Here is a 15,213-nt window from a genome sequence, read left to right on the forward strand (position 1 = left end):
CAACACGACTTTGAAGTACCTCAACACGACTTTGAAGTACCTCAACACGACTTTGGAGTACCTCAAGATGATTTTTAGGTATAATTTAAACTATTAGCCATATAAAGTATGACTATAAATTCGCCTGTTCCCCAAGATTATCAATATCAATTTGGTGGTAGTCTTCCTGCTAATGCACCTACCTACGTCACACGCCAAGCTGATGCAGATTTGTATCAGGCTGTGAAAGCTGGAGAGTTTTGTTTTGTCCTCAACTCTCGACAAATGGGTAAATCTAGTTTGCGTGTCCGCACAATGCAAAGGTTACAGGGTGAAGGAATTGCTTGTATATCTATTGATTTAACTGCAATTGGGACATCAGGGCTAAAGTCTGAACAATGGTATTCTGGGATTATTGATACTATTGCTGGTTCTGAAAGTTTAAACTTAGGTGAGCAGTTTGATATCGATGAGTTATGGGAAGAAAATTCCCGCTTTTCTGATGTGCAGATTTTTGGTAAATTTAACAAAGCTTTCGTCGCCCCTTGTTGCAAGCATTACAGGCAGAAGTTTTCGGCTCAAAATCAATACAGGCGATCGCTTCCTCAGAACAAGCTTTTTTTGGGTGTACAGTACATTTGAGGCGGTAGTCGTTGGTGAAATATTCGCAACCAGAGCAGGGAATTTCATGCAGCGTTTTTAAATGAATTATCCCTTTTTTTAGGGTTAACCAGACACTACCAATAAATAGAATCATTATTGTCCAACCACAGAAAGCCCACAAAATCATAGTTAACATTAGTTATCCTCCTAAAAATTCCAAAAAAATGCCCGCAGTCCACTGCTGTTAACCGCAGGCATAGGACTTTATTTAGCTAGGGTTGAGCGAAACTTAATTAACTATTAGCTTGATGCGACGATCGCCAATAGTGCCAAACATAACCTAAGAAGGCCACTACACCAAGGAAGAACTGAATATCTGCCAATCCCAGACGTTCATAACCGTAAAACTCTCTTGGATAAACTGTCGTGTTATATGCCACGAATACGGCAGAAATCCAAGCCATCAAAGCTAAACCCAGCAAGCTGTAAGAAAGAATTTCTTCACCATTTTCAATCGGTAAAATTCGTCTTACCCATGTAAAAGGCTGCACAAGAATATGCCACGTGCCACCAGCAATTAAGATGAAGCCAACCCAAATGTGACCACCAATGACATCTTCTAAGTTGTCAACACTTGCCATCCCTAAAGGAGTCCAGCTACCATCTTTCAAACCAACTAAGTAGCCAAAAATTGTTCCTGGGTTTAAATTGGGATTGCTAATCAGGCGGACATTTCCCACGTTAGTATCATAAATTCCGCCAAAAATCATTGCCTTTAGCACTAACAAAAAGGCTCCCAAACCCAGAATAATTATGTGATGACCTAAAATTAAACTCAATTGTTTCGGGTCATTCCATTCATAGTGAAATTTCGCCACCTGTCCACCGACATTATATAAAATTGCCGGACCACGAAAAACATGAAAAAGTCCACCTGCACCCAACACAGCAGATGCAACTAAATGCAAAATGCCAATTACAAAATAGGGATAGGTATCAACTACTTCACCTCCAGCACCTACACCCCAGCCCAAAGTTGCTAAGTGGGGTAACAAAGTCAATCCCTGTTCATACATTGGTACGCTAGGAACAAAGCGTGTAACTTCAGATATTGTTATTGCTCCCGCCCAAAACATAATTAAGCCTGCATGAGCAACGTGAGCGCCTAATAATTGACCAGACAAATCAATTAAACGGGCATTACCCACTAACCACGATGAATTTGTGTCTTCTGCTAAGGTTCTATCAGTTGTAATTGTCATAGTTAAATACCCTTATGAGCATTTTGAATTTTGAGATTTTGCGGAAAGTCTGAGCGCCGATTTCTGACGAACAGAACTTTCCAAGACGGATTTTAGATTGTCATAATCTAAAATCCCAAATCTAAAATCTAAAATTGTTTTACGACTCGCTACCTATGGCATTTATTGCCCTTTCAATTTGGCTAAAGTCAACGCCAATTGCTCGTAGGGCGTGCCACAGATGACCTTGCAAGAAGAAGAAAGCTAAAAAGAAATGGGCATTTGCTAACCATGCTCTGGAAGTGTAACCACCGTTAGCTAACTTAATGCTGTCGGCAAAATAAGGACTAACTCCGAGTTTTAGTTCCAAGATAGGGCCATAAAATTCCACCGGATAAGCTAAGGTATTCACCGCACAGAAGTAAGCTGCAACAAATCCTGCTAAGGCAATACCGCCTAAAGAGTAGGAAAGGATGGCTTCACCGGAGAAAATTAAAAGCTTTTTCGCTCAAGGTAAAGGCTCTATGAGGATGTGCCAAATACCGCCGCCAATGAGTAACAAGCCTACATAGATATGACCGCCGACTAAATCTTCTAAGTTGTTAACACTGGCAAAGTGGGTTTGATAGCCATAAATGACCAAGGGATTGAGGGTGGGGTCGGTAACAACTCGAACATCGTGAATTGTCGAGTCGTACAGTCCTCCCCAGAACATCGCTTTTCCTACCAGGAGTAAAGCACCTACTCCCAAGAAAATCAGGTGATGTCCTAAGATAAATCCAAGTTTTTTCGGGTCGTCCCATGCAAAGTGAAATTTCCGAGCGCGACCAGTGGCGTCTTTTAAGTTTTTTGAACCTTTGAAGGTGTGGAAAAGTGCCCCTGCACCAAGCACAGCAGAGGAAATTAAGTGTAAAGCGCCGATAACGAAATAAGGGTAAGTATCGACTACCTGACCACCTGCACCTACACCAAAACCCAAGGTGGCTAAGTGGGGAAGTAAAATCAGCCCCTGTTCGCCCATAGGCACTTGGGGATTGTAGCGAGAGAGTTCAAACCATGTAAACGCCCCAGCCCAGAGCGTCGTCAGCGCTGCTTGTGCCACATGAGCGCCGATAAATAAGCCTGAGAGGTTGGCGAAGCGGGCGTTACCATTCCACCAATCAAATTTGACGTTGGGATTGCCGTATGTCTGCATTGTTAAGCCGATTAGTGATTGTTGCTAACAATACTCAATTAATTAGTTCTTATTTCAGCAGTTAAATGTCGCGTGAGTACAAAAAATCAGCTAGCACATGTGTAGAACTGAAGCTTTTACCTGAAGGAGGAGGGCTTCTTTCAATTTACCGCAGGCGTTACCGATTGTGGTCAGCACTTCTTGCCACATGCTCTACTTATTGAAGCTAATTACTAATTATTGAGATTACAAACTTAGTTTATTGAAAGTAATTCTTATTTAGATGATATCTTTACAAAATGTAATCATCAAAACTGGAAGGAAAAATAGACACCATAAGCAAAGCGACAATAGTAACTATTACCGCTCTAACTACTTTTGGCTGCTAGCAAAAACTGATATTTGCTTGCAGTTTTTTCTGAGGCTGATATCAAGTTTGGATGAACACTTATAATTCAATCCGCTTGGGTTAAGACTTAATCCTCCCTAACCTCCTTTAAAAAGGAGGGAATTAGAGCAAGCCTTTTTAAGCGAATTTTATTGCTAATTTGTAGAAGTGCTTAGGGATAGTGCAGATGTTTCCAGTGGATGCGGATGGTGACATTGCCAAAAACTCAAAATCTGTTTGCCAACCTGTTCCGGATAGAAGTAGTGAAAAAAATGATACCCTTCTGGGCATTCCCAGAGCTTATCTTCTGGCTTGAACCAATTCAACCAGTCATGTAATGCAGGTGGATTGACTACCGGATCACTCTTGCTACCACATACCATCATTGGCATCGAAACTCCACCCTTGGGTAAATAAACCAACTTAAACAAAGAGTGGGACGAGGGAGATTGTTGTAAATCTTTATCTAAGGCAGCTACTAACTTCTTAGTAGTATGTGGTGGTTGATTTCCAAAAAGACTGCGAACGCTGCTTGCCAAAACTAGTTCACGGCTGATCTGAAAAAGTTGTCGTTGAAAGTAATAGTGAGCGTGCCAATTGTTTGCAGGTTGAGCTGCTACAGCCAGTAGAGTGAGCGATCGCACTTTTTCAGGAAATCGACGAGCATAGCTTAAGGCGATCGCACCACTCATACCATGACCTGCAAGATGCACAGGGCGATCGCGGCATTCTAAAAATTCATCCACTAACTCCACAGCTTGATCTATGGAACTGGCTTCATCTTTGGTTTGATGGTATTCCCACTGGGCGACGCTTATATACCCAGATAAGTATTTAAGTAATGGTTGATCAAAACGCTTCAAAATAGGACTAGCATTTAACCACAGAACATCAAATGAATTAGACATAAATACCTATAACTTCTGAATTATCAATTTCAGCTATAAGAGCGATTAGAAAACGCGTCTACACTAGGCTCTACCCATCTGCACGGGTAAAAAACCTTGATTTTCTTTTAACCCACGCAGGTGTAGTTCCTGTTTGTGTAGCCGCGTATTCCATTCACCAAGGCTTAAGTTTACTTTCTACAAACCAAATTCTGTCTTCAACTGAGCAACCCAAGTTTTAATTCGCTCGTCTGTTAACTCAGATTGACTACCTTGATCAAGTGCCAATCCGACAAACTTGCCATTTTTCAAAGCTCTAGATTGATCAAATTCATACCCCTCAGTTGGCCAGTAGCCAACAGTTTTACCGCCCCGTTTGGAAATTTTTTCTTCCAGAATTCCTATTGCATCTTGGAAGTTATCGCTATAGCCATATTGGTCTCCATCACCAAAATACGCGACCAGCTTACCATTAAAATCTATATCATCTAGATCAGAGAAAAAGCCTTCCCAATCGCTCTGAAGTTGACCAATATCCCAAGTGGGAGAGCCAATAATCAGCAATTCATACTCATCAAAAGTGCTAGTATCCGCTTCGTAAATGGGATGTAATGTTACAACATCACCACCAAACTCATCCCGAATTTTTTCGGCATCAGATGTGGGCCTAGTTTTACGAACGGGCCAATCAAGAAATAGCCGTGCGCCATACCAATTTCCAGCCCTCGTGAAAAGGGAGACAAGCCTTGACGATAAATAGGAAGCTTTCCTAACAACTTCAGGGTGATATCAGAAGCATTCACCGGGGTGTCGAAATTCCCGATTTCAGGACTCCTCGCAGGATTGATAACTCCCCGCTCAAAATCAAGTCCAGCCGCTATGACACGCACCCTCAAGGCGTGCCAGATATGACCAGCTAAAAAGACAACTGCCAAAGCAAAGTGACTGGTTGCCAGCCAAGTACGAACCGTAATCACTCCCGATGCAGTAGTACTCAGTCCTAACGGCCCATAGAAAACTGTGGGATAAACGGTATCATTTACCGTTACAAAATATGCTGCCAACAAACCCATGTAAGCCAGAGCGCCCAGGCTATAGGATAGGTAAGCCTCACCAGACCAAAACAGTACCTTTTTCGCCCAACTAAAAGGCTTGGTAAGAATGTGCCAAAATCCTCCTACAATGCAGAGTATTCCTACCCAGATATGTCCACCGATGACATCTTCTAGGTTATTAACTGCTGCCATTCCCTGTTTGCCAAAAGCACCGAAGAGATAGCCAAAGATGCGACCAGGGTTAATAGTCGGTTCAGTAATCACTCGTACAGATGCCACTGCTGGATCATAAAGACCACCCCAAAACAGCGCCTTTGCCACCAACAACCAAGCCCCCAACCCCAACAACAGCAAATGAATGCCGATGATCGTGGTCATCTTGTCTTCATCTTTCCAGTCGTAGCCAAACAAGCCAGGGAAAGACGGGTTATCATCCAACACTGCTGGGCCTAGAACGGCATGGTAAATGCCACCAGCACCTAGTACAGCGGAACTAATCAGATGTAAAACACCAATTACAACAAAAGGATAGGTATCAACAATTTGGCCGCCGTCACCAACACCAAATCCTAAAGTTGCCAGATGGGGCAGCAAAATTAATCCCTGCTCATACATCGGTCGGGAGAGGTCGTATTTGGTGATTTCAAATAGGGTCATTCCTCCTGCCCAAAGGACAATCAACCCAGCATGAGCAACATGAGCGCCCAAAAGCTTACCCGATAGGTTAATGAATCGGGCATTGCCAGCCCACCAACCGGATTCCTGCGGGATTATCGTTGCAGTTGCCATAGTTAGATTGCCTCCCCACGAGTTGAACGGACGACTCTCCAAGCGCCAAAGTCAAATCCAGCAGCGCGTAAAGCGTGCCAAAGATGCCCTTGAAGAAAGAAGAAACCTAGCCAAAAATGAGCATTCGCCAGCCAAACGCGAGAGGATAGTAAATTTCCACTCTGGAAGTAGGGAAAACGGTCAAACCCAATACTCAGGGCTGGCCCATAAAATTCCGGTGGGTAAGCTAGTGTGTTAACAGAGACAAAATAAGCGGCAATAAAACCCATTAGAGCTAAAGCACCCAAGCTGTAAGAAAGGTATGCTTCTCCTGACCAGATAAAAAGCTGCTTTGTCCAGCCAAAAGGTTGAGTGGTAATGTGCCAGATACCGCCAGCAATGCAGAGAATGCTCACCCAAATATGACCACCAACCAAGTCTTCCAGGTTATTGACTCCAGCAATCCAGTGTTTGCCACCGCCACCAAATAAGTAGCCAAAAATGACGACGGAGTTCAAAGTAGGGCTAGAAACTACGCGCACCTCACCGACAGTAGAATCGTACAAGCCGCCAAAGAACATGGCTTTGGCTACCAATAAACCTGCTCCCAGACCCAGCAATACTAAGTGAATACCCAGAATAGTGGTCATTTTATTAGCATCTTCCCAGCGATAGCCAAAGAAGGAAAATCTCTCTTCTAAGATGGCAGGCCCACGTAGGGCATGAAAGATACCGCCAAATCCCAGGAAGGCGGAGCTAATTAGGTGCAATACTCCAACGACAAAGTAAGGATAGGTATCTACTATCTGTCCACCACTTCCAACACCCCAACCAAGGGTTGCAAGATGGGGTAATAGAATTAAGCCCTGTTCGTACATTGGTTGCGCTCTGTTGAAGTGGGCAAGTTCAAAAAGGGTTGTTGCACCAGCCCAGAGAACAATTAACCCCGCATGAGCAACGTGAGCGCCCAAAAGCTTACCTGAGAGGTTGGTTAACCGGGCGTTCCCTGCCCACCAGGGAATTGACTCCGGTTTTTGAACAGCCACGCTTGTCATGGCGTTATCTCCTGAGAAAGTTTGCAAATAACTGAAACTATTAGCTTAATCAATATCTATCTCAAGAAGCATGAAGATATACTACCAGAGTAATTACAAAACTTTATCATTTGATTTAAGTAAAGTTTTATAAAGGATTTTAGAAACAAACTGAAATAGCGGGCGACGGTTCATTGCACCCCAACAAGGTAAGTGCCTTACGATATCCTCACACAATATTCCGAATGGTTACTGATTTGAAAAGACACATCGGTAAAGGAAGCTAGAGAAGGTAAATTTTTTGTGCATTTATGAAATTAATCCAAATACTAAAAGTAGCCGTAATTCCTGTTTTGACTGTATTGAGCTTGCTATCTGCATCAAATAAAGCACTAGCTGACTATTTAACTAGTCAGGGGTCAGGAGGTTATTCCCGTTACGAATTATGGTCTACTGATGATAATAGTCATTACTATTTGAAAATCTGGTCATCTGAAGCAAGTCCAAACAGTGAAGCATACTACACAAGTAGAGCATTCACCTCTACTGGGGAAGCTTTAATTTATTTTGATTGCAAATACGCTGATAAGAATTTACCTGAATGTCCGAATGTTCAATAATAATTTTTAACCCTTCTCATACCGTTTCATACAAACCCTGATACATATAGATTTCTCGTAGGGGCATAGCAATGCTTATTAGTGTCAACTTAAACTATAAACCTCGTAAAATCTCGTTTCCAGTCTCTGGCTGGAAATGCATACCCTGGCGGCTTTGCCGCCAAGAGAGGGAGGCGGAGCCTCCGAACTGGTATTCCCAGTCTGAGACTGGGAACAAGGCAACAAGGCAAACCGCTTCTAGAATGCCTTGAAAGGAGTAGCGATCGCAATCTTATTTGATTTGTGAAAATCTACGGTATCCAGATCCCCGACTTCGTAAAAGTTGTCGGGGATCTAAGTTTTCATTAATGATTAAGTAGGGCTATATTGTCAGAAGTTTTATATAATGGTTCTCAATTGCATCCAAGCGAAAACCGCATAATTCGTAGTTCGGAATTCGTAATTAAAAAATTCAATTACGAATTCCGAATTACAAATTAGACTTCGGCAGGTTGATACTCTTGTTGTCTTTCCACAAACGCCTGAACACGGCTGCGGTAGTTTCTTACAGTCTCATCTACCCAATCGCGATCATTGCTATTTGCATACAAATGCACCAGTGGTTCGCTGGCATCTGGTAAAACTAACAGCCAACTGTCATCGTAGGGTTGACAAATTTTCACTCCATCGATGAGTTCTAGGTTTTGGGCTGGGTGAGTTTCCACTAAGTAACGCATCAAAGCACCCTTGGCTGTCCAGGGGCAACGGATTGTATAAGTTTTGTGAATTACACGGGGCAATTCTGACCGCGCAGCAGCAAGCGATCGCTCCTGTATAGTCAACATCTCAATTATCTTCGCAATGCAGAACATGGCATCAAATCCCGGATGCAGTTGCGGGAAAATAAAACCAGTCTCTCCACTACCTCCCAATACCACATTTTGATTTTTCTGACAAGCTTCCATCAAAGCTGTAGGGTTGGCTTTGGTGCGAATCACTCTGCCATCGTGGCGACGGGCGACTTGTTCAATAGCACTGGAAGCATGAACTGGCACTACTACTGTTCCTCTGGGGTTAGCCGTCAGAATCATGTCTACCATCAGTGCTGTTAAAGTTTCCCCACGAATTGGGAAGCCTGATTCATCAACTAAAATTAGCTGTTCTCCATTAGCCGTGACTTGCACACCAAAGTTAGCTTTCAATGCCTCGACTACATGACCTAACTGAGTCAGCAGTCCTTCTCGGTCAGCTACAGACATCGCCGTTTTATTCACACTGGCATTCAGCACCACTGCATCAGCGCCAAATTTATCTAACATTTGGGGTAAAACTGCCCCCGATACTGCATAAACATAGTCAATCACCACTTTTGCGCGGCTGTTGCGGAGTGTATGAACATGTAACAGTTTCTCAAAAGCAGTGCAGTAGCGATCCATGACTTGGCTAGGGTAAGACACATCACCAATTTCATGAATTAGCGCCCGTCGCATATCCTCCTTAAAGTAAGCCCCTTCAATTTTCTTTTCTAGGGCTTTGGAAATATTAATCCCCTTGGCATCCATGAATTCAATCAAAATGTAGTCAGGGCGATCGGGGTGTACCCGTACATGGATACCACCAGCTACCGACATTGTGGGTATAACCGTGCGGGTGATGGGGATAGCTGTAGCATCAAGGTTTTGAATATCAATACCTACTGACATCAAACCAGCAATCAGCGATCGCGTCACCATGCGAGAGACATTACGCTGGTCACGAGAAACCGTTACCTTAGAACCAGGTTTTAAGGTAGAACCGTAAGCAGCTCCCAATTTCACGGCGAATTCTGGGGTTAGATCGATATTAGCTAATCCTTGCACACCACGTTGCCCAAATAAATTCCGTTGGGCGGTGTTTCCCCAAATCAAGTTAATGTTTAAAATTGCCCCTGACTCAATCTTTTTACTCGGCCAAACGCGCACGCCGGGGCTAATTTGGGCTTCTTCTCCCACCGTAGAAAGCGAACCGACAACAGCAGCTTCTAATACTTGAGCGCGGCGGTCTACACGAGTACCACGGGAAATTACACAGGCAGAAAGAGCTGCTTCCTCACCAATGAATGCTCCATTCCACACTATGGGACGTTTGAGATTCGCATCAGCACCAATAGTGACATTATCGCCAATTACGGTTCCTGGCTCAATCTGTACTCTTGCACCGATGCGGCAATTATCACCAATCACTGCTGGGGTTTGAATCACAGCCGTTTGGTCGATGTAAGTATTTTGACCCACCCATAATTTAGGGGAAACTTCTTTATAGGCACAATCTAGTTGCACTTTCTGATCTAAGGCATCATACTGAGCCTCACGATAAGCATCTAAGTGACCAACATCACACCAGTAACCTTGAGCAATGTAACCATACATTGGCTCATCTTTTGCTAGTAGTAAGGGGAATAAGTCTTTGGAAAAGTCAGATTCAGTGTTTGCTGGCATATATTCCAAAACTTCTGGTTCGAGAATGTAAGTGCCAGTGTTGACGGTATCGGAAAAAATTTCACTACTAGAGGGTTTTTCTAAAAATCGCCGAATTCGTGCTTCCTCATCGGTAATCACCACCCCAAATTCAATTGGGTTAGGAACCCTAGTTAAAATCAAAGTAGCTTTTGACTTTTTTTGTTTGTGAAATGCGATCGCTGCCGTGAGGTCAAAATCTGTTATGCTATCACCGCTAATGACTAAAAAGGTTTCATCAAGGAGTTCGGCAATGTTTTTCACACAGCCTGCTGTACCCAAAGGCTGATCTTCTTCGACAGCATAGGTCATCTGGACACCAAAATCGCTGCCATCTAGAAAGTAGTCTCGCAAGACATCAGGTAAATAATGCAATGTTGCAATAACTTCTGTAATTTGATGTCGTTTGAGAAGATTGATAATATGTTCGGCAATTGGTCGATTTAGAATGGGCACCATCGGTTTGGGGAGATCGCAAGTTAACGGGCGAAGCCGCGTTCCCGAACCGCCTGCCATGAGTACTGCACGCATAAATCCTCCTTCTTCGCTATTTACAGCCTTCGCTGCTTCAAGACCCATGAAATATGTTTTGTTCTTCCTTCTTTAGTTTGCTATGGATCTTGATATTTGAGGAACTTCCACAAGATGCATCTAGATTGGGGCATTGGGCACTTGTACTGAGCTTGTCCTGAGCGTAGCCGTTGGTGCAGCCTCTCCAAGAGTTGGGCGAAGCCGTTGGCGCAGCCTCTCCAAGAGTTGTATCGGGCATGGGGCATTGGAAGCTTTGAGGTTCTGAGGTGGATGAACGAGTATCAAAGGTGGATGAACGCGTATCAAATGTGGATGAACGCGTATCTAAGGTGGATGAACGAGTATCAAAGGTGGATGAACGAGTATCAAAGGTGGATGAATCCACATCTAACTCTCCTCTGCTCCCTCATCCCCTATTCCCCAGCTTATTAACTCTGCTGGCAATGATAAAGTTCATATTCGTAGCCGTTTATGCTTGGCAAAGAATGAGTATCAGACTTAACGCATGTTTTGACGGTTTCTGCTACGGGTGCGTGAAAGTTTACCAGCCACAAGTCAAAAGGTCGTGGTAATTTCTTTAAAGTATTTTCCAGAGCAATGGTGGAAGTATTTGGGTCTTGGTCTTGATGGGCAAGAAGAAACAAAGGTTTTTGAGGTAAATTGGCAAGTTTAATCTCCCTAGCTACCCCCATCATTTCCCCAGTGTGTACATAAGTTTTGTGGGTAGTGGCAATCAATACTGGCACTGGGGATATTTGTTGGATTAGTTGCACAAAAAGGTCAGGGCGATAATATTTTTGATAGCCGAGATTGCAGAATACTGTAACTGCACTAAAAAATCCCATTAACCAAATTAAGATCACAGCTTTTTTCCCGTTTATTCCCCATTTCCCTATGCTTGTCATGCCATTTTTCCCTAGTTCTCTTCCCATCAATTCCTTGGGAGGATGCCAACACACTGCTAGACTTGCCCCTAGTAAAATAACAATGGCGGGAAAGTAAACAAAGTTATAGCGAGCACCTCTGGTCAGGTCAATCCCCAAAAAGTACGTAAAGATAAAAAATAAAGCGATCGCACTGATAATGACTCCAGCAAACACCTGAATCATAATCCGGCTTTCTGGGTGCTGTAGTTGAATCTTGATCCCACGCAGCAAAATTGGTACTGCCCAAATAAAGAAAGTCAACATTACCAGTCCAGAAGGAATCACAACCAATATCTGTGAAGATTCAACCGGTAGCAGGGAAATCATTGCAATCAATGTTCCTAAAGCTTGAAAAATTGGGCTGAACCAATCTAGTCCGACGCGAGAACCTCGAATCCACTCGGTCAAATTATCACGATTTCTATTTTGTAAAAAGATTGGTAGCCAAATTAAACTCGCAACAATTGTACCTGTAGCAACGGCATAAATGCGCCGCCAGGGAGGAGAAAATAAAAGAGAAAATTTGCTGCTAGTCTGCAATTGATGCCAAGCAAGAAAAATCAAAACTACACCTTCTGTGCAGAGGGTGAGAGTGAAGAAGTAATGAGTAGCAACACCTAAAGCATTAATTCCTACCCAAAGAAGTGCTATCCAAATGGGTAAAGGTGTGCGGTTTTGAATATGACGGGTGGCAATTACTAAGCAGGTGAGGGAAGCTGTTACCCATAAGGTTGCCAAACTGTATTGGCGTGCTTCTTGTGCTAAAAAGACGCCGTAGGGTGATACTGCCATCATGGCAGCAGCCAAGTGTCCCACTAATGGCGAACGAAACGCTAGCCTACCTAATATGTAAATACATGGAATGGAGGCAGCACCGATTATAGCTGGTAGCGATCGCGCAGCAAACAGCGATACTAATCCTCCTTCGCTGGGAAATAATTTCATCCACAAGTAAGCCAGCACAAAATACAGTGGTGGATGGTTATCTTGTGTAACTAAGTTATGAATGACATCACCAATACTAGCTGCTGGGTTTGGTTGCAGTGGTTGTAATAGGATATCAGGTGCGATCGCTTGATCTAGGGGTACTGATAAAAAAGTATTCCCCAAGCTAAACACCAGGGTGGAAAACTCATCAGTCCAAGGAGGCTTTGCAGTCAAGTTGGCTAGGCGCAAGTTGATGCCGATGATTAACCACATCAAGTTCAGCAAGGGGTGAAGCCAGGAAGGAGGGAGGCGAGTCTGCCAATGATGCCAATGCTTGTGTTGTAAGCCAGAGTTTGTATCTGCCAGAGACAGGAAATGGGTAGCATAGACAGGTAGCAACGAGATAATTTTTCTGTAAAAATCAAATGCACCTTGGAAAAAAACTCTCATTGCTGGTCCTCACAGGAATGGATTTGTAGATTTGACGTTTGAGATTTAAGTTCGTTCTAAAGTCTAAAAACAAAAATCAAAATCTCAAATCCCTCGTTGTGATTATTTCACGTCGGTGACGCGCCAGCTAAGTTTCAAATTAATCCAAAAATTCCAGATGGTAGCAACTCCGATCGCTATCAACTTAGCTAAATACTGATTTATTCCCAAGACATTATAGAGAAAGTTAATTATTAGAGCTTGTAATATAACTCCTGCCAAACAGATCACACTGAACTTCAAGAATCGCTTGAAACGTTGACGCGGATCACGTTGCCTCCGAGAAATATCACCAAAAGTCCATAAATCATTCCATAGAAAATTATTTATAATTGCCACTCCGGCCGAAAGAATCGTACTGCGAGTTAAACCTAAATGAATCACAGTCCGCAGCAAGTAAAACACCGTTAAATCCACAAACACACCACTAAAGCCAACCAACCCAAAGCGGAAGAATCGACCAACGGGGAAATTGACTTTTCTACTCAATCGTCCGACTCGCCCTGTGGAAAGCCGCAACCGCACTAAGTGGTGGATGTAATCTATGTATTGCTTCCATGTCACCTTACTCTCACCCTCTTTGCGTTCGCAGAACACATACCCAACTTCGGCAACTTGGTCTACTTTTCCCCGCCCGATTACTTCTAAGAGAATTTTGTATCCGATTGGATTGAGTGTTGCATTTGCGATCGCACTCCGACGTACCATAAAATAACCACTCATGGGGTCGGAAACTCTGCCCAGTACCCCCGGTAAAATCACTAAGCCTAACAACTGAGCGCCACGAGACAAGAAACGCCTGACAACACTCCAGCTACTTACACCACCTCCTTCTACATGACGGCTGGCTACTGCTATATCTGCTCCCTGCTCAATACTACGCAACAGTTGCATCAGCACCTCTGGTGGATGCTGCAAATCTCCATCAATCACCCCCAACACACTCCCCGTAGCTGCTTGCCACCCACGAATCACTGCTGAGGACAGCCCCCGTTCCTGTTGGCGTCGCATCACCCGCAACTGTGGGTATTCTTTCGTCAAGGATTCTGCTACTTCCCAAGTTCGGTCTGGGCTATCATCGTCTACCACAATCAGTTCATACTTTCCTGGAATAGATTCATCCAGTAACTGACTCAATATGCTGACCACATTCTTAATGTTGTCACGCTCTTTGTAAGTAGGAATTACTAGGGAAAGATGGGTAGATTCACTACTTGTACCCACACCGTTAGGGGGCAACTCTGAAATCTTTAGTGGGCCAGTTGGTACTGTTAACAGGGAGTTGGATGAGTTTGTCTTCATAATTTCACATTACAGAACGAGGATGTGTAAAGACCGAGGGAAATCAAGCCAAACATCTGCTGGCTTTCTTAACTAAACCTGGTTAGTCAAAATTTAATGAATACTTTTGTTACAGTTAGCTGTTTTGAAAAGTTTAATAATTCCCGTACCTCAATTCAAAATATTTAGCTAAACTTCATCTAAACTTTAAATTTAACCACTCGTTTTCATAGTACGATTTTAAATTTCATAGAATCTTTTTATACAAAAAACTAATTAATACTGTAGCATTAAGTCAGCTAAGTCAGCAAATATACAGTTTATCAAGACTATGTGAAGATTTTTTAGTATTTAATAAAGCTAATATACCAATCCAAAATCATTAGTGAGAAAATAGAGAAATAAATATAAAGTGATGATTGCGACTAAATGGAAAATGTAGTGAGTGAAATCACTAAAAGACTCGCACTTTTGAGGCGCAAGACTTTGCGCCCCTACTGAGAGGTTAGGTGGGCAATGCCCGACTTGTTGGCGCAGTGTCTCATGCCACTTGCTACAACTCTTGTCACCACCAAGGGCGCAGGTCTGCCCTTTCTCACATTGGGAAAGACTAACGCCTGCCGTAGGATGCCCGAACGCGAGTGCGTCTCCTGTCTTGAGAAGGGCTGTAGGGAGAAGCAAGTGGCGTAGATTTAGGGGGATCTAAAACCTTTTGTTTTTCGCTTAAAGAACTTTCTTTTAAAACATCCTTTAAGACAGATGTGGTTCAACGCGCTTTGGTAGGGGAGCATCTCAGTTTTTGAAGTACCTCAAACCGACAATAATCCATTAAGGTA

General features: G+C 43.3%; 10 protein-coding genes and 3 pseudogenes. 2 read left to right on the forward strand and 11 right to left on the reverse strand.

Translation table 11 applies throughout. The annotated features are described in order from the left end of the window. Positions 1-108: 108 nt before the first annotated feature. A pseudogene (locus Q0541_RS18050) lies at positions 109-504 on the forward strand (AAA-like domain-containing protein); the annotation flags it as partial. Here the strand turns inward: Q0541_RS18050 and Q0541_RS18055 are convergent. The 7 genes and pseudogenes from Q0541_RS18055 to Q0541_RS18085 form a co-directional block, all read right to left on the reverse strand. Beyond that, on the reverse strand, positions 503-778 hold the full coding sequence (locus Q0541_RS18055) for a hypothetical protein (RefSeq protein ID WP_298912958.1): 276 nt from the start codon (positions 776-778) through the stop codon (positions 503-505). The pseudogene Q0541_RS18050 and the gene Q0541_RS18055 overlap by 2 nt on opposite strands. Before the next feature lie 97 nt (positions 779-875). Continuing rightward, positions 876-1,844: a chlorophyll a/b binding light-harvesting protein gene (locus tag Q0541_RS18060; RefSeq protein ID WP_298912961.1), complete on the reverse strand. Its 969-nt coding sequence runs from the start codon at positions 1,842-1,844 to the stop codon at positions 876-878. Between the two features lie 139 nt (positions 1,845-1,983). Next, a pseudogene (locus tag Q0541_RS18065) lies at positions 1,984-3,018 on the reverse strand (chlorophyll a/b binding light-harvesting protein). A 522-nt stretch (positions 3,019-3,540) separates the two neighbouring features. Beyond that, the gene (locus tag Q0541_RS18070; RefSeq protein ID WP_298912965.1) at positions 3,541-4,293 is read right to left on the reverse strand and encodes an alpha/beta hydrolase; all 753 of its coding nucleotides are present in this window, start codon (positions 4,291-4,293) and stop codon (positions 3,541-3,543) included. Positions 4,294-4,470: 177 nt separating this feature from the next. Beyond that, positions 4,471-4,932 (reverse strand): annotated as a pseudogene (gene fldA / locus Q0541_RS18075) (flavodoxin FldA); the annotation flags it as partial. After that, positions 4,887-6,116 carry a chlorophyll a/b binding light-harvesting protein gene (locus Q0541_RS18080; protein WP_298912970.1) on the reverse strand — a complete coding sequence of 410 codons (1,230 nt, stop codon included), beginning with the start codon at positions 6,114-6,116 and terminating at the stop codon, positions 4,887-4,889. The gene Q0541_RS18080 and the pseudogene fldA, both read right to left, overlap by 46 nt. 2 nt (positions 6,117-6,118) lie before the next feature. Next, the gene (locus Q0541_RS18085) at positions 6,119-7,150 is read right to left on the reverse strand and encodes a chlorophyll a/b binding light-harvesting protein (RefSeq protein ID WP_298912972.1); all 1,032 of its coding nucleotides are present in this window, start codon (positions 7,148-7,150) and stop codon (positions 6,119-6,121) included. A 290-nt stretch (positions 7,151-7,440) separates the two neighbouring features. On the opposite strand from Q0541_RS18085, the gene Q0541_RS18090 reads away from it, so the two are divergent. Next, entirely contained in the window at positions 7,441-7,749 is a 309-nt protein-coding gene (locus tag Q0541_RS18090) for a hypothetical protein (protein WP_298912974.1), read from the forward strand. 476 nt (positions 7,750-8,225) lie between these two features. Here the strand turns inward: Q0541_RS18090 and Q0541_RS18095 are convergent, their stop codons facing one another. From Q0541_RS18095 to Q0541_RS18110, 4 genes are all read right to left on the reverse strand, one after another. Then, a complete protein-coding gene (locus Q0541_RS18095; RefSeq protein ID WP_298912982.1) occupies positions 8,226-10,754 on the reverse strand; it encodes a mannose-1-phosphate guanyltransferase in 2,529 nt (842 codons plus the stop codon). A 37-nt stretch (positions 10,755-10,791) separates the two neighbouring features. Beyond that, the gene (locus Q0541_RS18100; RefSeq protein WP_298912976.1) at positions 10,792-11,139 is read right to left on the reverse strand and encodes a hypothetical protein; all 348 of its coding nucleotides are present in this window, start codon (positions 11,137-11,139) and stop codon (positions 10,792-10,794) included. 43 nt (positions 11,140-11,182) lie between these two features. Beyond that, on the reverse strand, positions 11,183-12,880 hold the full coding sequence (locus Q0541_RS18105) for a glycosyltransferase (protein ID WP_298912985.1): 1,698 nt from the start codon (positions 12,878-12,880) through the stop codon (positions 11,183-11,185). 279 nt (positions 12,881-13,159) lie between these two features. Next, on the reverse strand, positions 13,160-14,398 hold the full coding sequence (locus tag Q0541_RS18110) for a glycosyltransferase (RefSeq protein ID WP_298912979.1): 1,239 nt from the start codon (positions 14,396-14,398) through the stop codon (positions 13,160-13,162). Positions 14,399-15,213 lie beyond the last annotated feature (815 nt).

This window comes from uncultured Nostoc sp. (genome assembly GCF_937863485.1).
Taxonomy (GTDB): Bacteria; Cyanobacteriota; Cyanobacteriia; order Cyanobacteriales; family Nostocaceae; genus Nostoc.